Origin of the sequence: Bacillus sp. REN3 (assembly GCF_017912555.1) — a bacterium.
Classification (GTDB): Bacteria; Bacillota; Bacilli; order Bacillales; family Cytobacillaceae; genus Mesobacillus.
Map to the genome: position 1 here is coordinate 26828 of NZ_JAERSD010000027.1, position 20020 is coordinate 46847.

General features: G+C 48.0%; 18 protein-coding genes and 2 other annotated features. All 18 genes read right to left on the reverse strand.

The genetic code is table 11. The features are described from left to right. Positions 1-254: 254 nt before the first annotated feature. Positions 255-3854: a DNA-directed RNA polymerase subunit beta' gene (rpoC, locus tag JJQ88_RS18425; protein ID WP_210367505.1), complete on the reverse strand. Its 3600-nt coding sequence runs from the start codon at positions 3852-3854 to the stop codon at positions 255-257. A 113-nt stretch (positions 3855-3967) separates the two neighbouring features. After that, complete coding sequence (rpoB, locus tag JJQ88_RS18430) at positions 3968-7525, reverse strand: DNA-directed RNA polymerase subunit beta (protein WP_210367506.1); 3558 nt, start codon at positions 7523-7525, stop codon at positions 3968-3970. 244 nt (positions 7526-7769) lie between these two features. Then, complete coding sequence (locus JJQ88_RS18435; RefSeq protein WP_210367507.1) at positions 7770-8372, reverse strand: class I SAM-dependent methyltransferase; 603 nt, start codon at positions 8370-8372, stop codon at positions 7770-7772. 244 nt (positions 8373-8616) lie between these two features. Further along, the gene (rplL, locus tag JJQ88_RS18440; RefSeq protein ID WP_210367508.1) at positions 8617-8982 is read right to left on the reverse strand and encodes a 50S ribosomal protein L7/L12; all 366 of its coding nucleotides are present in this window, start codon (positions 8980-8982) and stop codon (positions 8617-8619) included. 128 nt (positions 8983-9110) lie between these two features. Continuing rightward, positions 9111-9611: a 50S ribosomal protein L10 gene (gene rplJ, locus JJQ88_RS18445; protein WP_210367509.1), complete on the reverse strand. Its 501-nt coding sequence runs from the start codon at positions 9609-9611 to the stop codon at positions 9111-9113. A 32-nt stretch (positions 9612-9643) separates the two neighbouring features. Then, positions 9644-9780 (reverse strand) — a sequence feature (ribosomal protein L10 leader region). Positions 9781-9829: 49 nt separating this feature from the next. Continuing rightward, positions 9830-10522, reverse strand: a complete 693-nt coding sequence (rplA, locus tag JJQ88_RS18450) for a 50S ribosomal protein L1 (RefSeq protein ID WP_210367510.1) — start codon at positions 10520-10522, stop codon at positions 9830-9832. Between the two features lie 329 nt (positions 10523-10851). Beyond that, positions 10852-11277, reverse strand: coding sequence for a 50S ribosomal protein L11 (gene rplK, locus JJQ88_RS18455; protein ID WP_144481271.1), 426 nt, complete (start codon positions 11275-11277; stop codon positions 10852-10854). 172 nt (positions 11278-11449) lie between these two features. Next, positions 11450-11983, reverse strand: coding sequence for a transcription termination/antitermination protein NusG (nusG, locus tag JJQ88_RS18460; protein WP_210367511.1), 534 nt, complete (start codon positions 11981-11983; stop codon positions 11450-11452). 336 nt (positions 11984-12319) lie between these two features. Further along, positions 12320-12502 carry a preprotein translocase subunit SecE gene (gene secE, locus JJQ88_RS18465; RefSeq protein ID WP_210367512.1) on the reverse strand — a complete coding sequence of 61 codons (183 nt, stop codon included), beginning with the start codon at positions 12500-12502 and terminating at the stop codon, positions 12320-12322. Positions 12503-12546: 44 nt separating this feature from the next. Further along, on the reverse strand, positions 12547-12696 hold the full coding sequence (gene rpmG / locus JJQ88_RS18470; protein ID WP_210367513.1) for a 50S ribosomal protein L33: 150 nt from the start codon (positions 12694-12696) through the stop codon (positions 12547-12549). A 116-nt stretch (positions 12697-12812) separates the two neighbouring features. Continuing rightward, positions 12813-13490 (reverse strand): RNA polymerase sporulation sigma factor SigH, encoded by a 678-nt coding sequence (sigH, locus tag JJQ88_RS18475; RefSeq protein WP_481748318.1) that lies wholly within the window; start codon positions 13488-13490, stop codon positions 12813-12815. Positions 13491-13536: 46 nt separating this feature from the next. Further along, positions 13537-14046, reverse strand: coding sequence for an NYN domain-containing protein (locus JJQ88_RS18480; RefSeq protein WP_210367515.1), 510 nt, complete (start codon positions 14044-14046; stop codon positions 13537-13539). A gap of 3 nt (positions 14047-14049) precedes the next feature. Next, positions 14050-14793, reverse strand: coding sequence for a 23S rRNA (guanosine(2251)-2'-O)-methyltransferase RlmB (gene rlmB / locus JJQ88_RS18485; protein WP_210367516.1), 744 nt, complete (start codon positions 14791-14793; stop codon positions 14050-14052). After that, complete coding sequence (locus JJQ88_RS18490) at positions 14790-15215, reverse strand: Mini-ribonuclease 3 (protein WP_210367517.1); 426 nt, start codon at positions 15213-15215, stop codon at positions 14790-14792. The genes rlmB and JJQ88_RS18490 overlap by 4 nt, the downstream gene beginning before the upstream one ends. Positions 15216-15218: 3 nt before the next feature. Further along, complete coding sequence (gene cysS, locus JJQ88_RS18495; protein ID WP_210367518.1) at positions 15219-16616, reverse strand: cysteine--tRNA ligase; 1398 nt, start codon at positions 16614-16616, stop codon at positions 15219-15221. After that, positions 16597-17292 (reverse strand): serine O-acetyltransferase, encoded by a 696-nt coding sequence (cysE, locus tag JJQ88_RS18500; protein WP_481748317.1) that lies wholly within the window; start codon positions 17290-17292, stop codon positions 16597-16599. The genes cysS and cysE overlap by 20 nt, the downstream gene beginning before the upstream one ends. A 374-nt stretch (positions 17293-17666) precedes the next feature. Beyond that, positions 17667-17911: a binding site (T-box leader), on the reverse strand. Between the two features lie 65 nt (positions 17912-17976). Further along, on the reverse strand, positions 17977-19437 hold the full coding sequence (gene gltX, locus JJQ88_RS18505; protein WP_210367519.1) for a glutamate--tRNA ligase: 1461 nt from the start codon (positions 19435-19437) through the stop codon (positions 17977-17979). A 92-nt stretch (positions 19438-19529) separates the two neighbouring features. After that, on the reverse strand, positions 19530-20009 hold the full coding sequence (gene ispF / locus JJQ88_RS18510) for a 2-C-methyl-D-erythritol 2,4-cyclodiphosphate synthase (protein ID WP_210367520.1): 480 nt from the start codon (positions 20007-20009) through the stop codon (positions 19530-19532). Positions 20010-20020 lie beyond the last annotated feature (11 nt).

Genomic DNA, 20020 nt, shown 5'->3' on the forward strand with positions numbered 1-20020 from the left:
AAAGCAACAGGTAAATAGGAGCACCTTTGAAATAGTAACATTTCAATCAGTCGATGTCAACAGCAATAAAAAATATTTTCATAAAAAATACAATTGGACAGCTTGTTTTCCGGCTGGGTTTTACTTGATAGGAAACCGCTCTTTTTTCTAGTAAAACGGCTATATGTTAAAACCATTTACTATTTGAGAAGAAGGTTTTTCTTAAAAAACGCAGCGCCTTCTATTGAATCAGAAAGCGCCGCGCGATTTGCTCTTTACTCTACAGTGATGGTATCTTCGGTCTCTTCTTCCATAAGGATCGGCTCAGCTCTTCTGTAACGCTGCATGCCTGTTCCTGCTGGTACAAGCTTACCGATGATGACGTTCTCCTTCAAGCCGAGAAGTTCATCACGCTTGCCTTTGATGGCAGCGTCGGTAAGAACTCTCGTTGTTTCCTGGAAGGAAGCGGCTGACAGGAATGAATCTGTCTCAAGTGACGCTTTCGTGATACCGAGCAGTACCGGACGTCCTGTCGCAGGCATTTTGCCTTCAAGAAGCGCCTTGCGGTTGGCATCCGTGAACTGGTGGATTTCAAGCAGTGTTCCTGGCAAGACATCTGTTTCACCAGCGTCAATGACACGGATTTTGCGCATCATCTGGCGAACCATTACCTCAACGTGCTTATCACCGATTTCAACGCCCTGCATACGGTATACCTTTTGAACTTCCTTCAGCAGGTATTCCTGTACGGATTGGACGTCTTTTACTTTCAACAGCTCTTTAGGATCGATTGAACCTTCTGTGAGCTCTTGTCCGCGTTCAACTTTGTCGTTGACAGCTACCTTTAGGCGGGCTGTGTAAGGAGCGGTGTAGGTACGGCTTTCGATTTCTCCCTGGACGACAATTTCCTGCTGGCGGTCTTTTCCTTCATTGATGCCAACAACGACACCTTCCAATTCGGAGATGACAGCCTGACCTTTAGGGTTACGCGCTTCGAACAACTCCTGGATACGCGGGAGACCCTGTGTGATATCGTCCCCTGCAACACCCCCGGTATGGAAGGTACGCATTGTCAGCTGTGTACCTGGTTCCCCGATCGACTGAGCAGCAATGATTCCGACTGCTTCGCCAACTTCCACTTCCTGCCCGGTTGCAAGGTTGCGTCCATAGCACTTCTTACATACGCCATGGCGGGTATTACATGTGAATGCAGAACGGATCCACACTTCTTCAATGCCTGTGCCGACTACTTCAGCTGCAAGGTCTTCTGTGATCAAGCCGTTTTCCGGGACGATGACTTCCTTCGTGTCAGGATGCTTGATTGCTTTTCTCGCATGGCGGCCGATCAGACGCTCTTCTAGTGGTTCGATGACTTCTGTGCCATCTTTCAAAGAACTGATCAGCAAGCCTCTGTCCGTTCCGCAATCATCTTCGCGTACGATGACATCCTGCGCCACATCAACAAGACGGCGTGTCAGGTAGCCTGAGTCGGCTGTCTTAAGCGCTGTATCGGCAAGACCTTTACGCGCTCCGTGGGTGGAAATAAAGTATTCCAAAACGGTTAAGCCTTCACGGAAACTTGAGATGATCGGCAATTCGATAATCCGTCCTGCCGGGTTGGCCATCAGGCCGCGCATACCAGCAAGCTGGGTGAAGTTGGAAGCATTACCACGGGCTCCGGAATCACTCATCATGAAGATTGGGTTCGTTGCTTCGAGAGATTTCATCAATTTCGCCTGGATGGTATCCTTTGCCGCACTCCAGATGGAAATGACTCGGTCATAACGCTCATCTTCGGTAATCAAGCCTCGCCTGAACTGTTTAAGGACATTATCGACCTTTGTTTGTGCTTCATGGATGATCTCCTGCTTTTCTTTCAGCACGACGATATCGGCCACCCCGACTGTGATCCCAGCCTTGGTGGAGTACTTGAAACCGAGGTCCTTCATCCGGTCAAGCATTTTTGATGTCTCAGTAATCTTGAATCGCTTGAAGACTTCCGCGATGATGTTTCCAAGAATTTTCTTCTTGAACGGGTCTACCAGCGGCATCGATTTGATGACTTCCTTGACATTCTGCCCTTTATCAATAAAGTACTTTTCAGGCGTCTTCTCCTCAAGGTTCCCTCTGGTAGGCTCATTGATATATGGGAATGAAGCCGGAAGGATTTCATTGAAAATCAGCTTCCCGACTGTCGTGATCAATAGCTGGCGATTTTGCTCTTCAGTGAACGTCTGGTTGCCGAGCGATGACGCTGCAATAGCAATCCGTGTATGAAGGTGTACATAACCATTTTGATACGCAATCAATGCTTCGTCTGCATCCTTGAATGCCATCCCTTCGCCGACAGCGCCTTCCCTCTCAAGAGTCAGGTAGTAGTTACCCAAAACCATATCCTGGGATGGTGTAACGACTGGTTTGCCGTCTTTAGGGTTAAGGATGTTCTGTGCCGCTAGCATCAGCAGGCGCGCTTCTGCCTGTGCTTCTGCTGACAACGGTACGTGAACGGCCATCTGGTCGCCGTCAAAGTCGGCATTGTATGCTGTACATACGAGCGGGTGAAGGCGGATGGCACGGCCTTCCACTAGCGTCGGCTCAAACGCCTGGATTCCCAGACGGTGAAGAGTCGGGGCGCGGTTCAACAGCACAGGGTGCTCCTTGATGACCTCTTCAAGCACATCCCAAACTTCCGGCTGTACACGCTCGATCTTGCGCTTTGCAGACTTGATGTTATGCGCCAGTCCTTTTTGGACAAGCTCTTTCATCACGAATGGTTTGAATAGCTCAAGAGCCATTTCTTTCGGCAGTCCGCATTGGTACATTTTCAGGTTAGGTCCGACGACGATAACGGAACGGCCGGAATAGTCAACACGTTTTCCAAGCAAGTTTTGACGGAAACGTCCCTGCTTTCCTTTCAGCATATGTGAGAGGGATTTCAACGGACGGTTTCCTGGCCCTGTAACCGGGCGTCCGCGCCGGCCGTTGTCGATCAAAGCATCGACAGCTTCCTGGAGCATGCGCTTTTCATTCTGGACGATGATGCTTGGCGCACCAAGATCGAGAAGGCGCTTCAAGCGGTTGTTCCGGTTGATGACACGGCGGTACAGATCATTCAGGTCGGAAGTCGCAAAGCGTCCGCCGTCAAGCTGTACCATTGGCCGGAGCTCAGGCGGGATGACAGGAAGCACATCAAGGATCATCCAGGATGGTTCGTTTCCCGATCCACGGAAAGCCTCCACCACTTCAAGGCGCTTGATTGCGCGTGTGCGGCGCTGTCCCTGAGCGGTTCTCAGCTCTTCTTTCAGCATGTCGGCTTCTTTATCAAGGTCAATGTCTGACAGAAGTTTTTTAATCGCTTCCGCTCCCATTGCTGCCTGGAATTTATTGCCGTATTTTTCTCGGTAAGCACGGTATTCCTTCTCGGAAAGAAGCTGTTTCTTTTCCAATGCTGTGTCGCCTGTTTCCGTTACGACGTAGGAAGCAAAGTAAATAACTTCTTCAAGAGCGCGCGGCGACATGTCAAGGACAAGTCCCATGCGGCTTGGAATTCCTTTGAAATACCAGATATGGGATACAGGAGCAGCAAGCTCGATGTGTCCCATTCTTTCACGGCGGACTTTGGCGCGTGTTACTTCAACACCGCATCGGTCACAGACAACGCCTTTATAGCGTACCCTCTTGTACTTTCCGCAATGGCATTCCCAGTCCTTTGTAGGTCCGAAAATACGCTCACAGAACAAACCGTCTTTTTCGGGTTTTAACGTGCGGTAGTTGATCGTTTCAGGCTTCTTTACTTCACCGAAAGACCATGAACGGATCTTGTCCGGTGACGCGAGGCCAATTTTCATGTACTCAAAATTATTAACATCTAGCAAGGGGCCTACCTCCCTTTTAATCTAGGGTTTTACCCTTTTAGCAATCCAAAGAGGAACACACGTGGACAATACTGTTATTCAGCTGTTTTGTACACGTGTGCCTTTGGATGGTCCTATTCTTTCAATACTTTTTCAGCATCACTTTCTTCTGATTCAGGAGCAATTGTCAGGGTTTCTGCATGCTGCAGCTCCTCATCTTCATCAAAGTCGCGCATTTCGATTTCTTTTTCGTCACCTGACAGGATTTTGACATCCATTCCAAGGCTCTGGAGTTCCTTCATCAATACCTTGAATGATTCAGGTACGCCTGGCTCAGGCACGTTTTCGCCTTTTACAATTGCTTCGTATGTTTTAACACGTCCAACAACATCATCGGATTTGACAGTCAGGATTTCCTGCAATGTGTATGCTGCACCGTAAGCTTCGAGGGCCCAAACCTCCATCTCCCCGAAACGCTGTCCGCCAAACTGGGCTTTACCGCCAAGTGGCTGCTGCGTAACAAGTGAGTAAGGTCCTGTTGAACGGGCATGGAGCTTGTCGTCTACCATGTGGGCAAGCTTGATCATGTACATGACACCAACTGATACACGGTTATCGAACGGTTCACCTGTGCGTCCATCGTAAAGGACGGTCTTCGCATCGCGGGCCATGCCTGCTTCCTCGATCGTTTCCCATACATCTTCCTCAGTGGCTCCGTCGAATACCGGCGAAGCAACGTGGATCCCAAGATAGCGGGCAGCCATTCCAAGGTGGAGTTCAAGCACCTGTCCGATATTCATACGTGACGGTACCCCTAGTGGGTTGAGCATGACATCGACTGGTGTACCATCCGGAAGATAAGGCATATCTTCTTCTGGAAGGATCTTGGAGATAACCCCTTTGTTTCCGTGGCGTCCTGCCATCTTGTCCCCTTCGGAAATCTTCCGTTTCTGGACGATGTAAACACGGACAAGCTGGTTCACGCCTGGAGGAAGCTCATCGCCATCTTCGCGGTTGAACACTTTCACATCCAGGATGATTCCGCCGCCACCATGTGGAACACGCAGGGATGTATCACGGACTTCCCTCGCCTTTTCACCGAAGATTGCATGGAGAAGACGTTCTTCAGCTGTAAGCTCCGTAACACCTTTAGGTGTCACCTTGCCGACAAGAAGGTCGCCATCTTTCACTTCGGCTCCGATACGGATGATTCCGCGTTCGTCAAGGTTCCTTAAAGCGTCTTCCCCGACATTAGGAATATCGCGTGTGATTTCTTCAGGTCCCAGCTTCGTATCGCGGGACTCTGATTCATACTCTTCTATATGGATCGATGTATAGACATCGTCTTTGACAAGTCGTTCGCTCATGATGATGGCATCCTCGTAGTTATAGCCATTCCATGTCATGAATCCGACAAGGACGTTCCTTCCAAGTGCCAGTTCACCTTTTTCCATGGACGGGCCGTCAGCAAGGATTTCTCCTTTGACTACACGGTCGCCGACATTCACGATTGGGCGCTGGTTGTAGCAAGTTCCCTGGTTGGAGCGGATGAACTTAAGCAGGCGGTACTTATCGAGATCGCCCTGTACTTCCTGTCCCTCAACTTCCTTGATGCGCCGCACCCATACTTCACGGGCTTCGACATGCTCAACGACCCCTTCATGCTTACAGATAATAGCAGCTCCTGAATCCTTCGCGGATACGTGCTCCATCCCTGTTCCTACTATCGGTGCCTCAGGCTGCATCAACGGAACAGCCTGGCGCTGCATGTTCGCACCCATAAGGGCACGGTTGGAGTCGTCATTTTCCAGGAACGGGATGCATGCAGTCGCAGCGGATACGACCTGCTTAGGGGAAACGTCCATGTAGTCGACGCGTTCACGCATGACGACGGTGTTCTCGCCGCGGAAACGGGCAATAACTTCTTCATCGGCGAAAGAACCATCTTCTGCAAGGCGGGCGTTCGCCTGTGCAACTACATAGTTATCCTCTTCATCAGCAGTCAAGTAATCGAACTGGGCTGTCACTCTGCCAGTTTCAGGATCGACACGGCGATACGGTGTCTCGATGAAACCAAATCTGTTCACCTTCGCAAAACTGGATAGTGAGTTGATCAGACCAATGTTTGGACCTTCCGGCGTCTCGATCGGACACATACGGCCATAGTGGGAGTAGTGTACGTCACGGACTTCAAAGCCGGCGCGTTCACGCGTAAGGCCACCAGGCCCAAGGGCAGATAGACGTCTTTTATGAGTAAGTTCGGCCAGCGGGTTTGTCTGGTCCATGAACTGTGAAAGCTGCGAGCTCCCAAAGAATTCTTTGATGGACGCGATAACCGGGCGGATATTGATCAGTTGCTGCGGTGTGATCGTATTTGTGTCCTGGATGGACATTCTCTCGCGGACAACACGCTCCATCCTCGACAAACCAATCCTGAATTGGTTTTGAAGCAGCTCGCCGACAGAACGAAGGCGTCTGTTTCCTAAATGGTCGATATCATCCGTATTCCCTACACCATGAAGCAAATTGAAGAAATAGCTGATGGAGGCGATGATATCTGAAGGCGTGATGTTCTTGATCCCTTCAGGGACATACGCATTGCCGATCACATTGATTTCTTTTTCCCCTTCATTGTTCGGAGCGTAGATCTTGATTGTCTGCAGAGTGATATCCTCTTCGACAACGCCTCCTAATGGGCTGTGGTTCTTGAAACCTACATTTTTCTCAAGGGCTGGCAGGATCTTATCCAAAGTGCGGCGATCCAATGTAGCACCCTTTTCAGCGATGATTTCACCAGTTTCCGGATCAGCTAATGATTCTGCAAGCTTGTGCCCGAATAAGCGGTTTTTGATATGGAGCTTTTTATTAATCTTATAACGTCCTACATTCGCAAGGTCATAGCGCTTTGGATCAAAGAATCTTGAAACCAGGAGGCTCTTTGCGTTTTCAACTGTTGGCGGTTCGCCAGGACGGAGGCGCTCATAGATTTCAAGCAGCGCTTTTTCTGTGCTTTCGGTGTTGTCTTTTTCAAGGGTGTTGCGGATATATTCGTTATCGCCGATCAGATCGATGATTTCTTGATCAGAACCGAACCCTAGTGCACGCAAAAGAACCGTAACAGGGAGTTTCCTCGTACGATCGATCCTTACATATACAACATCTTTGGCATCTGTTTCATATTCGAGCCATGCACCGCGGTTCGGAATGACGGTAGCTGTGAATCCTTTTTTTCCATTCTTGTCAATCTTTCCACTGTAGTACACACTTGGTGAACGGACAAGCTGGGAAACGATTACCCTTTCGGCACCATTTATGATAAAAGTCCCGGTTTCTGTCATCAACGGGAAATCGCCCATGAAGACATCCTGGTCCTTCACTTCTCCTGTTTCCTTATTCACAAGGCGGACCTTCACTCGCAACGGAGCGGAATAAGTAACATCTCTTTCTTTTGATTCTTCTACTGGATATTTCGGTTCACCAAGGCTGTAATCAATAAACTCGAGCGATAAGTTGCCAGTAAAGTCCTCAATCGGTGAAATGTCCTGGAACATTTCCCTGAGACCCTCATCAAGAAACCATTGATAGGAAGAGGTTTGAATTTCAATCAAATTCGGCAATTCCAAAACTTCACTGATGCGAGCATAACTTCTACGTTGGCGGTGTCGTCCATACTGAACTAGTTGACCTGTCAACTGATTCACCCCTCAAATCAAGCGTTATTATTCATCTATCCTGCCTTGTTCATGAAGTAACCTTCATTTCATAAGACAAAAAGAAAAAGGGTTTTCTCTTAAAAACCACATTTCCTTCAACGAACAATTATTTTGTTAGTTTTCCCCAATGCGACCACCTTTATACAATTTTCACTGAAATTCGCATAGCAAGGGAAACTAATATATTGGCATTTTATAATATTAACATAGCGGTTTTGTCACGTCAACTTTTAACAGATTTAAGAATGAAGTATCCTTTCTTTTTTGCCACGGTCTCAACCTGGCCGAAAAGCTCTTTCATTTTATCCATGGCAGAAGGCGCCCCCTGCTTCTTCTGGATGACGACCCATAGCTCACCGTCGGGAGCCAGATGCTGAAGGCTTTGTTCAAAAATATCATGCACGACCTTTTTCCCGGCACGGATCGGAGGGTTTGTCACGATTGCACGGAATTGTGTTTCTTCCACTCCTGTAAGCCGGTCGCTTTCATAGATTTTCACATTATCGATCTTGTTTTCCGCCGCATTTTCCTTCGCGAGCATGATCGCCCTCTCATTTACATCCACCATGTGGACAACCGAAGACGGATATGCTTTCGCCAGCGATAGCCCGATCGGTCCGTAACCGCAGCCGACATCAAGGAACAATCCCGCAGGGTCATTGGCCTCAAACGTATCAATCAGCAGCCGGGAGCCGAAATCGACTTCCTTTTTTGAAAAGACGCCGCTATCTGTTTTGAAGCGGAAGCTGCTTCCTTTCAATTCACTTTGCCATTTCACTGGATTGCTTTCGGCGCTTGGTTTTCGGGAGTAATAATGTTCAGACAAGATTCTCACCTCCATGGGGAATGTTCGAAGCATACGATTGTGGAATGCATGGCTGCATGCGGTATTATAAATGATTCAACAAGGAAAACGCAAGGCATCCTGAAAAGGGGGACGGAAGGATTGACTGATGGTGCCGTTGGCATCCGGATCCTGCCCATTATCGAAGGGCCGGATCCAGAGCCAGGCTCCATATTTCCGGTTCAGTTAAAAAAAGCCCGCTGTAGCAGCGAGCTTTTCAGGTTCATTACTTAACTTCGACGTTAGCTCCAACTTCTTCAAGCTTAGCTTTGATTTCTTCAGCTTCCTCTTTAGAAGCGCCTTCTTTAACTGGCTTTGGAGTGTTGTCAACAAGTTCTTTCGCTTCTTTAAGGCCCAGGCCAGTGATTTCGCGAACAACCTTGATAACTTTGATTTTCTGGTCTCCTGCGCCAGTAAGAACTACGTCAAATTCAGTCTTCTCTTCAACAGCTCCGCCTGCAGCAGCTCCGCCCATCATTGCTACTGGAGCAGCAGCAGTTACGCCAAACTCTTCTTCGATTGCTTTTACTAGATCGTTCAGTTCTAAAACAGTCATGTTTTTAACTGCTTCAATGATTTGTTCTTTAGTCATTTCTTTTTCCTCCTAATTTGGATATTTTTTTGTCCGGTTCTGTCAAACTTGATGATTTCCGCCTCAGCATTCGCTTCCACCAACAGATCGTAAAAACAGACCCTTTATTTTAAACCATAAAAATCAACTTACGCGCCTTGTTCTTCCTTCTGGTCTGCCACAGCTTTTGCAGCAAGAGCAAGATTGCGCATTGGGGCTTGAAGCACGCTGAGTAGCATAGAAAGAAGTCCTTCGCGAGAAGGCAGGTCAGCAAGAGCCTTGATTTCTTCTACTGAAACAACGTTTCCTTCAACGACACCCACCTTGATTTCAAGAGCATCATGGTTCTTGGCAAATTCACTAAGGATTTTCGCAGGTGCTACTACATCTTCAGTGCTGAACGCGATGGCGTTCGGGCCAGTCAGAGAATCGTTAAGTTCCGCTAGTTCTACAGCCTCAGCAGCACGGCGCGCCATAGAGTTCTTGTAAACTTTGAATTCAACGCCAGCTTCGCGAAGCTGCTTACGAAGTTCAGTGACTTCCCCAACAGAAAGTCCGCGGTAGTCAACAACGATTGTTGATTTGCTTTCCTTCAGTTTGCCAGCAATTTCTTCAACGATTTGCTTTTTCACTTCAATGATTTTGCTCATCTTTACACCTCCTGTAGATTTCTGCATTCATACCGAACAATGAAAAACCTCCGCATCAAGGCAGACACGGAGGGAGTATACAATAGCAATGCTGTTGCTCTATCGTATGACCTCGGCAGGATGATTAAGCCTAAGCCCCTGCTGTCTGCGGTACAAATGTTTATTTATTTTACAACAAGAAACATTATAACCAATGCTTCACATGCTGTCAAATACTATTATTTTACAGTCGCAGGATCAATTTTAACGCCAGGTCCCATTGTAGTAGAGATCGTAACGTTCTTCATGTATGTTCCTTTTGCTGCAGCAGGCTTAACCTTCATCATTGTTTCGAAGACTGTGTTGAAGTTCTCAACTAGCTTCTGGTCTTCGAAAGAAACTTTTCCGATAGGCACGTGGATGTTGCCGGCCTTATCGACGCGGTACTCAACTTTACCTGCTTTGATTTCGTTGACAGCTTTCGTTACGTCGAAAGTAACCGTTCCTGTCTTAGGGTTTGGCATCAAGCCTTTAGGACCCAATACGCGTCCAAGCTTACCAACTTCGCCCATCATGTCAGGAGTAGCAACGATGACATCGAACTCGAACCAGCCTTGCTGGATTTTGTTGATGTATTCTGCATCGCCAACATAGTCTGCGCCTGCAGCTTCTGCTTCTTTCATCTTTTCGCTTTTAGCGAATACAAGGACACGCTGAGTTTTACCAGTTCCGTTTGGAAGCACAACTGCTCCGCGGATTTGCTGGTCAGCTTTCTTAGGGTCGACGCCCAGGCGGAAAGCAGCTTCAACAGTCGCGTCGAATTTTACCGTGCTTGTCTTTTTAGCAAGCTCGACTGCTTCTTCGATTGTGTATGCTTGAGAGCGGTCCACAAGCTTAGCAGCCTCTAGATACTTTTTGCCTTTTTTAGCCATTTTGTTTTCCTCCTAATATTGTGGTTTTAGCGGAATAACCTCCCACGTCGAAAAGCGGAGGCACCTGATCAGCCCTGCCAGGCGCTAAGACGACTAGGGCCGCCACATCGTGCGGCAACGTCGTCACTTGGACATCATGTCCTTCGGTGGTCCAGCCCAAAAGCCGCTTTTTGGCTCTTTGGGCTGGACCGAATCGTCCCGAGGGGTTAGGCGCCGCAGCTAGACAACAAAAAAACAATGGCGCCGCTGCCGGCACCATATCGGACAGATAAAAGGTTGCGAGTGAATCCATTCAGCTTCGCAACCCATCAATCCCCTGCAGGCAGAAATTAGTCTTCGATGTTGATACCCATGCTGCGTGCAGTACCTTCAACCATGCGCATAGCTGCTTCAACGCTAGCCGCGTTCAGGTCAGGCATTTTCTGTTCAGCAATCTCGCGAACTTTATCACGCTTAACTGTTGCTACTTTATTACGGTTTGGTTCACCAGAACCAGACTGGATTCCAGCTGCTACTTTCAAAAGAACTGCAGCAGGAGGAGTTTTCGTAATAAATGTAAATGAACGGTCTTCGAAAACCGTAATTTCAACAGGAATGATTAATCCAGCTTGATCAGCTGTGCGAGCGTTAAACTCCTTACAGAATCCCATGATATTAACACCGGCTTGACCTAGTGCAGGTCCAACTGGTGGTGCCGGGTTGGCTTTGCCAGCAGGGATTTGCAACTTAACCATCTTAATTACTTTTTTAGCCACGAGACACACCTCCTTAAAGTCCGTGATGTGGTAATAGGGGACTTCCCCTCCCACTCATAACAAAAGTCTTTATATGAAAATAAAGAGCTTGACATATAGCTGTCAATCGTCAAAGACATACTGACCTATGAAATATTATCACTTTTCAGCGTTCATTTCAAGTTATTTCAGATTATAATTTTTGAATCTGTGAAAATTCAAGCTCAACCGGAGTGTCGCGGCCGAACATGTTGACAAGCACTTTGAGCTTCGCTTTGTCCTTATCGATTTCTTCAATCGTGCCGGTGAAGTTCGTGAATGGCCCTTCGCTCACCTGGACCTTCTCTCCCAGCTCGAAGTTGACATCGACTTTCTTCTCTTCGACGCCCATACGCTTCAAGATGAATGCCACTTCCTCAGGCAATAAAGGCGTTGGCTTGGATCCGGATCCTGCCGAACCGACAAATCCAGTCACGCCAGGTGTGTTGCGCACAACATACCAGGAATCATCCGTCATGACCAGTTCAACAAGGACATAGCCAGGGAATGTCTTACGCTTGACCACTTTTTTCTTGCCATTCTTGTAATCTGTTTCCTCGTCTTCAGGCACGATCACGCGGAAGATCTTGTCCTGCATGCCCATTGTCTCGACACGCTTTTCAAGGTTCGTCTTGACCTTGTTTTCATAGCCTGAATAAGTATGGACTACATACCAGTTTTTCTCCATAATAAAGGACTATTCGTCCGTCCCTCCCTATTTAAAAATGCATGGACGCATCACCGGCGAAATGCTCTTGCCAGACACCGAATGAACCGTTTTCCAAAAGAAAAAACAAAAAGCGCAATCGCCTTGTTCAGCCCTGACAGGCATAGGATGAACCGCGAGGAGGCAGTTCCCGAGCCACCACAGCGGGGCGGCTTACGGCCAAGGGGCCAGGCGGTGGAGCTGGATTAAGAATTCACACCTGGAATTTTTTAATTCTTAAACAATGAAAAAACCCGTTATCCGGGCTTTCAACTTGTCCTGCGTTATATTTTCCATTATACCATGAGTGTGTACGGGTTATTCAAGAATTAAGCGAATCAATTCAGAAATACCAAGGTCCAACACTGCAAAAAACAGAGCGAAAAAAGCGACAGTAGTCAAAACGGTTATTGTATAACGGGTCAGCTCCTTGCGCTTCGGCCAGCTGACTTTTCTCATTTCACGTACAACTTCACTGAAAAACTTAGTGATGCGCTGCATTCTGTAACCTCCAACTTCTCTTGATTCCAGGGGCTGCTTAAAAATTATTTCGTTTCCTTGTGGACTGTATGAGCGCCGCAGCTGCTGCAGTACTTTTTCAGTTCCAATCGTTCTGTATTTGTATCTTTGTTGCTTGTCGTGGAGTAATTCCGCGATCCGCACTCCGCGCAAGCAAGAATGACTTTTTTATTCATTTCGACACCTGCAGTTTCAATCTAGTAATATCTTTAAGAATGTAACATGACTGTTAGAAAGTGTCAATAAGCGGTTCACACGTGAAAAGTCTCTTTGGGGCTTTTTAGCAAATGCCCTACACTGACAGTTCACGCAGCTCAAGGTACCTTTCCAGTTTCCGTTTCACTCTCTGAAGGGCGTTATCGATCGATTTTACATGGCGGTTCAATTCTTCGGAAATCTCCTGATAAGACTGCCCGTCCAAATAGAGAGCCAGCACCTTCCGTTCAAGGTCGCTCAGCAGCTCCGACATCTTCACTTCAATCTGATCGAATTCTTCCTGGTTTATGAATAATTCCTCGGGGTCCATTACTTTTGCGCCGGTCAGTACATCCATGAGCGTCCTGTCCGACTCTTCGTCATAAATCGGCTTGTCCAGCGAAACGTATGAATTAAGCGGAATATGCTTTTGCCTTGTAGCCGTTTTGATTGCCGTGATGATTTGGCGGGTGATGCAAAGCTCAGCGAACGCTTTGAACGATGTAAGCTTGTCCTCGCGAAAATCACGGATTGCCTTGTACAGACCAATCATGCCTTCCTGCACGATATCCTCTTTATCCGCACCGATCAAGAAGTAGGATCGTGCCTTGGCCCGGACGAAATTCCTGTATTTATGAATCAAAAAATCAAGCGCATCACTTTCTCCACGGTGCACCGCTTCTACGATTTCCTCATCTTCCAACGACAAATACGCTCCATTGACTTGATTTGCGATGTCAGTACTCATCTGGATCCCCCCCGCCCGCAAAACCATACAGATAGAAATATTATACAGCAGGATTTTTTGGGGCGTCAACAGGTCATTGCTCCCCGCGGCGCCATTTTTCAAAAATTTCTGCCACTTCATCTGTAAGCGGTATTTTTGAACTCGGCTTTTTTTCCTGGATCGTTTTCACTTTCTTCTCGATTTTCTTTTCGATGACATTCATTTCATTCAGCAGCTCGCGCGCGGATTTCCTTAAGGCACCCTGGCCAAAAATGGCCCATTGTTCAGTATAATCCGAAGTCGCGACATGAACCTGAGTCCTCCGGTTGCTAAGGCTGATTGCCATTTTTTCTATCCGTTCATCTGCCGTTTCATTTTCTTTTGTAAAAATCACTTCCACGTTGGAATTTTTGTATTTTTTTTGCTTTCCTGAAACAAAATAAGCATCGAAAACAATGATGACTCGAAATCCCGTATAAGCCTGGTACTCAGCCATGATTTCCACAAGCCGGTCCCTGGCAGCAGAAAGGTCATTCTTTTTCAGGCTGTTCAATTCCGGCCAGGCTCCGATTATGTTATAGCCGTCGACAAGCAGGATATCCATCGTTTATTCCCCTAATGGGAAGCGCTTGCGGTAAACTTCATACATCAGGAGTGAGGCAGCCACAGACGCATTCAGGGATGTTACCCGTCCCGCCATTGGAAGGCTCAGGAGAAAATCGCATTTATCGCGGATCAACCTGCCCATCCCTTTCCCCTCACTGCCAATCACTAGTCCAAGCGGAAGGGTTCCGTCGATACTCCGGTAGTCCTCTTTCGCCGAAGCGTCGGTTCCAGCGATCCAGACACCCCGTTCCTTAAGCTCGTCGATCGCCCTTGCCATATTGGTCACTCTGGCTACCGGAATGTACTCGATTGCCCCAGCTGAAGCTTTGGCAACTGTCGCCGTCAATCCAACCGCCCTTCTTTTTGGGATGATGATGCCGTGGGCCCCTGCTGCATCCGCTGTCCTCATGATTGAACCGAGATTGTGCGGATCCTCGATTTCGTCAAGCAAAAGGAAAAACGGTAATGCGCCCTTCTTTTCAGCCAAAGCGAATAAATCGTCGATTTCCGCATATTCATAGGCTGCGACCTGGGCAATCACTCCCTGGTGGCTTCCGTCAGCAAGCTGATCGATTTTCTTCTTGGGTACGAATTGGATCATCACATTGGCTTCCTTCGCCATCCCAATGATTTGCTTCATCTGTCCCTGCTGCGAACCTTCAGCAATCAGGATCTTGTTGATGTCCCTGTTTGATTTAAGCGCTTCAATCACTGGGTTTTTCCCGATAATATAGTCTTGGTTCATTGGAATGTTCCTCCCATTTTTTCTTCCGCTATCGCAAAAACCATGACAATCAATTCCTCTACTCTTTCCACATTGCCCGCAAGGTATAAATAGCCGATCAGCGCCTCAAAAGCCGTACTGTACCGGTATGTCTGGACATCCGTATTTTTCGGGACCGTTCCTGACTTTGCGTTGCGTCCTCTTTTGACGACTGCGATTTCTTCTTCGGTCAGCCTGTCCATTTCAAGCAGTTGGTGGAGGAACCTCGCCTGTGATTTCGCCGATACATATTTGGTTGCCTCTTTATGCAGTTGGTTCGGCCTTACTTTTCCGCTTTGCAGCAGGTGATGCCGTACGTATTGTTCATATACGGCATCGCCCATGTAGGCAAGCGCGAGGCTGTTCAATTGCTTTTCGTCGATTTTTCTCCCGTAATGCAGCATGCTTCAGCCTCTTTTCCACCTGACGCCCTGCGGCGTATCCTCTATGATGATATTCATTTCTTTCAGCTGGTCGCGGATCTCATCGGCTAATTTGAAGTTCCTTTCTTTGCGTGCCTGATTGCGCTTCTCGATCAGCGCCTCGATTTCCTCATCAAGCAATTCCTCCGCTTCAAGATTAAGGCCAAGCACGCCGGACAAAGTTTCGAATTCATCCATGAACGATTTGATGACTTCTTCGGCCGTGTTTTTCTCCATCAAATACAGGTTGGCAAGCTTTGATAACTCAAAAAGGATCGAAATAGCGTTCGCTGTATTGAAATCATCATCCATTTCAGCGATGAACTGTTCATGTAGCGACTGGATTTTCTCCAGCCATTCCTGATTGTCATCCGTCAGGTCCGCACTTGCTCCAAGCCGATGTTTCAGATTCTGATAAGACGTTTTCAGCCTCTCGAACGAAGCCTTCATTTTTTCAAGAAGTTCTTCGCTGTAATTGATCGGATTGCGATAATGCACAGACAGCATGAAGAACCTTAACACCTGGGGGTCATGCTTTTTGATGATGTCATGGACAAGGACAAAGTTGCCAAGGGATTTTGACATCTTTTCATTATCAATGTTGATATAGCCATTGTGCATCCAATAGCGGGCAAACGTCTCGCCGGTCAGCGCTTCGGACTGTGCTATCTCGTTTTCATGGTGAGGGAAAGCAAGGTCTTGGCCGCCGGCATGGATGTCGATCGTATCGCCAAGATATTCGCGTGCCATTGCCGAGCATTCGATATGCCAGCCAGGACGGCCCCTTCCCCATGGACTTTCCCAGGAGATTTCGCCTTCCTTTGCCGCCTTCCAAAGGACGAAATCAAGCGCATCATGCTTCTTTTCGCCAACTTGGATCCTCGCTCCGACTCTAAGCTCATCGATTGATTGGTGCGACAGCTTTCCATATTCGCTGAACTCACGCGTACGGTAGTAGACGTCGCCGCCCGATTCATATGCATAGCCTTTTTCTATCAAGGCACTGATGAATGAAATGATGATATCCATCGTTTCCGTTACCCGCGGATGGACATCGGCTGTTTTGCAGCCCAGGGCATGGACGTCTTCAAAGTAGGCATGGATGAACCGCTCGGCAATCATCGGCACTTCCTGCCCCAATTCATTCGCCGCTTTGATAAGCTTGTCATCGACATCTGTGAAGTTGGAGACATAGCGGACATCATAGCCGCGGAACTCCAAATAACGGCGGACTGTATCAAAAACAATCGCCGGGCGGGCGTTTCCGATGTGGATGTAATTGTAGACGGTCGGGCCGCATACATACATTTTCACTTTTCCCTCTTCCAAAGGAATGAACTCTTCCTTGCTTCTTGTCAGTGTATTATAAATTTGGATTGCCATTCTCAAGGCCCCTTCCCTGCTTCACTTCTTCCAGTTCTTCTTTCAACTTGACCAATTCAAGCTCTTTTTTTAGCTTAACCAATTCCATTTCAATATCTTTGCATCTGTCAGACACAGGATCTGGAAGGTCACGATGGTTCAGATCTTTCTTGATCCGGACGCCATCCTGGATGACGACCTTGCCAGGCACGCCGACAACAGTCGAATTCGGGGGCACATCCTTCAGGACGACCGAACCGGCTCCAACTTTGGAATTTTCCCCAATCGTAATCGAACCCAATACCTTAGCGCCTGTCGCAATCAGGGCATTGTCCTTTACGGTCGGGTGCCTCTTTCCCTTCTCTTTTCCGGTTCCTCCGAGAGTCACGCCCTGGAAGACGGTCACATTGTCACCGATTTCACATGTTTCCCCAATGACAACGCCCATTCCATGGTCGATGAAGAAACGCCGGCCGATCTTTGCACCCGGGTGGATTTCGATTCCGGTGAAAAAACGGCTGGCCTGGGAAATGACTCTCGCGATAAAATAAAACTTCCGTTTATAAAAGGCATGGGCCAGGCGGTGGGCCCAGATCGCATGCAGCCCGGAATAGGTAAGGATAACTTCCATATAGCTTCTCGCTGCGGGATCCTGGTCAAAGACAACTTCAATGTCTTCTTTCAATATTTTAAACACGGATGTATCCCCCTTTTTTCCACTTTGCTGTTTTTTATGAATGTAGTTGTTGACTTCCATTTCCGGTGCCGAGTGGACGGTGAGCATCCTCACCGCTATAGCCCTACGGGGCGTCACCTTTACCGCTGATCACGCCGGAGTCTCGCACCGTCCATTCCAATCAACGGTTTGTTTAGAATCCATCTCCAATAAAAGTCTTCTTAAAAACAGCCTATCAGTTAAAATGGTCCTTCATGCTTGTTAGCTTCTGCTCCATTGGCCGCTTCCGCGGCGGGCAGCAGCTATTGCAACTATACTCTCCATTGGCAGTCCATCTGCCAAGCGATAAAAGCCTCGAAGAACGGCAGAATATAAAAAAGCGTCCCTGCCAGATCGACAGAGACGCTTGAATGCGCGGTTCCACTCTGTTTAGGCCGCTTCATGCAAAATAAAAACAAGCGTCCTCAACTTTGACCTGTTAACGGGGGATCCCGCCCTAAACTACTCGGACTTTGCAAGTCCTTTCATCAAGGGGCTCCGAGGCGCACTTCAAAAGACGAGGGGCCTGAACCACTTTCAGCCGGTGATGGTTCTCTCTAATAGGCATCATTTTTCTACTTTTCCTCTTCAACACTTTCGTTTTTTCGAATTACTCTTACTATATTATATTTTTTTCACTATGTTAACTAAAACAGCCTAAAAATTTCATTTGCCAAGCAGGTTTGTGACTCTTTCCTTCACTTTTTCCTTGCCGATCAGTTCCATGGCAAGCATCAGGTCTGGTCCATGCGTCTGTCCAGTAGCAGCAGCCCTGATTGGCATGAACAGCTTTTGTCCTTTTTGCCCTGTAGCCTTTTGGACAGCTTTTACAGCTGCTTTGATCCCATCTGCCTTGAATGCCTCAAGCTGATCGATTTCAGCCGCGAAAGCAGCAAGAACTTCTGGCACCTGTTCCCCGGAAAGGACTTCCTTCGCCTCGTCATCATACTGGATTTCATCGCGGAAGAATACATCCGACATCTCGACAATTTCCGCTCCGTAGCTCATTTTATCATGATAGAGAGAAATCAGGCTCCGTACCCATCCATCCTGTTCCGGGGTGCGGTTTTCGCTTACCTTCCCAGCCTTCACCAAGTGTGGGAGCGCAAGTTCGACCACCCGGTCCAGATCCGCTTTTTTCATGTATTGATTGTTCATCCACGCCAGCTTCTGCTGGTCAAATAAAGCTGGCGATTTTGAAAGCCTTGCCGGATCGAAAATCTCGATGAATTCCTCTTTAGAGAAAATCTCATCTTCGCCCGCAGGAGACCACCCAAGCAAAGCAATGAAATTGAACAGCGCTTCAGGCAAATAACCAAGCTCTTCGTACTGCTCAATGAACTGGATGATTGACTCATCCCGCTTGCTCAACTTCTTGCGGCTTTCGTTGACGATCAGCGTCATATGCCCGAAAACCGGCGGCTCCCAGCCAAGCGCTTCATAAATCACGAGCTGTTTCGGTGTATTCGAAATATGGTCATCCCCGCGCAGTACGTGGGAAATCTTCATCAAATGGTCATCAATGACGACGGCATAGTTGTATGTAGGCGTGCCATCCTTCTTCACGATGACGAAATCACCCATTCCATCTGACTCAAAGCTTACCTGCCCTTTGACCATGTCATCGAAGCTCAGGATCTTGCCGGCGGGAACCTTGAAACGGAGGCTAGGCTGGCGCCCCTCTTTTTCGAATTGTTCCCTCTGTTCCTGAGTCAAATTGCGGCATCTTCCGGAGTACTGCGGCGTCTCATTGCGGGCTGCCTGCTCCTCGCGCTCGGACTCCAGCTCTTCCTCTGTGCAATAGCATTTATACGCAAGCCCTTTATCCAAGAGCTCTTGATTGTACTTCTCATAAATATGATTGCGCTCCGACTGGCGATAAGGGCCATACTCGCCGCCAGCATCAACGCTTTCGTCCCAGTCCATGCCGAGCCACTTGAGGTATTTCAGCTGGCTTTGCTCGCCGCCCTCGATATTGCGCTTCTTGTCTGTATCCTCAATGCGGATGATGAACTTGCCGCCCTTGTTCCGCGCGAATAAATAATTGAAAAGTGCTGTACGGGCGTTCCCGATATGTAAATGCCCTGTCGGACTCGGTGCATAGCGCACGCGAATATCTGATGACATAGTGAATCCTCCTCTTCATTGGCTGTCCATTATTGTACCATCTTATGCGTAAAAATACCTTCTGAATTGAGTGCCCTGGGTACGGAAAAAATCTATTCCGACTTTTTCAGCAATACGACCGCCTGGGCGGCAATGCCTTCTCCCCTGCCTGGGAAACCAAGCTTTTCAGTCGTTGTCGCCTTGACATTCACCTGGTCGGGACTTCCTCCAAGAAGAGCGGCAATCCTTTCCCGCATCGGCTCAATATATGGAGCCATTTTCGGTTTTTGAGCAATGATCGTGCAATCCGTGTTCACGAGCTCGTATCCTCTTCCTTTAACGATTTCCCAGACTCTCTCAAGCAATTTGGCTGAGTCCGCATCCTTGAATTCCGGGTCTGTATCAGGAAAATGCCTGCCGATATCGCCTTCTCCGATTGCCCCAAGGCAGGCATCCGCAACAGTATGCAGCAAAACATCCGCATCCGAATGCCCGATCAGGCCCTTTTCATATGGGATCGTGATCCCGCCGATAATCAGCGGACGTCCTTCCGTCAGCTGGTGCACATCAAAACCTTGTCCAATACGAAACATGATGAATAGCT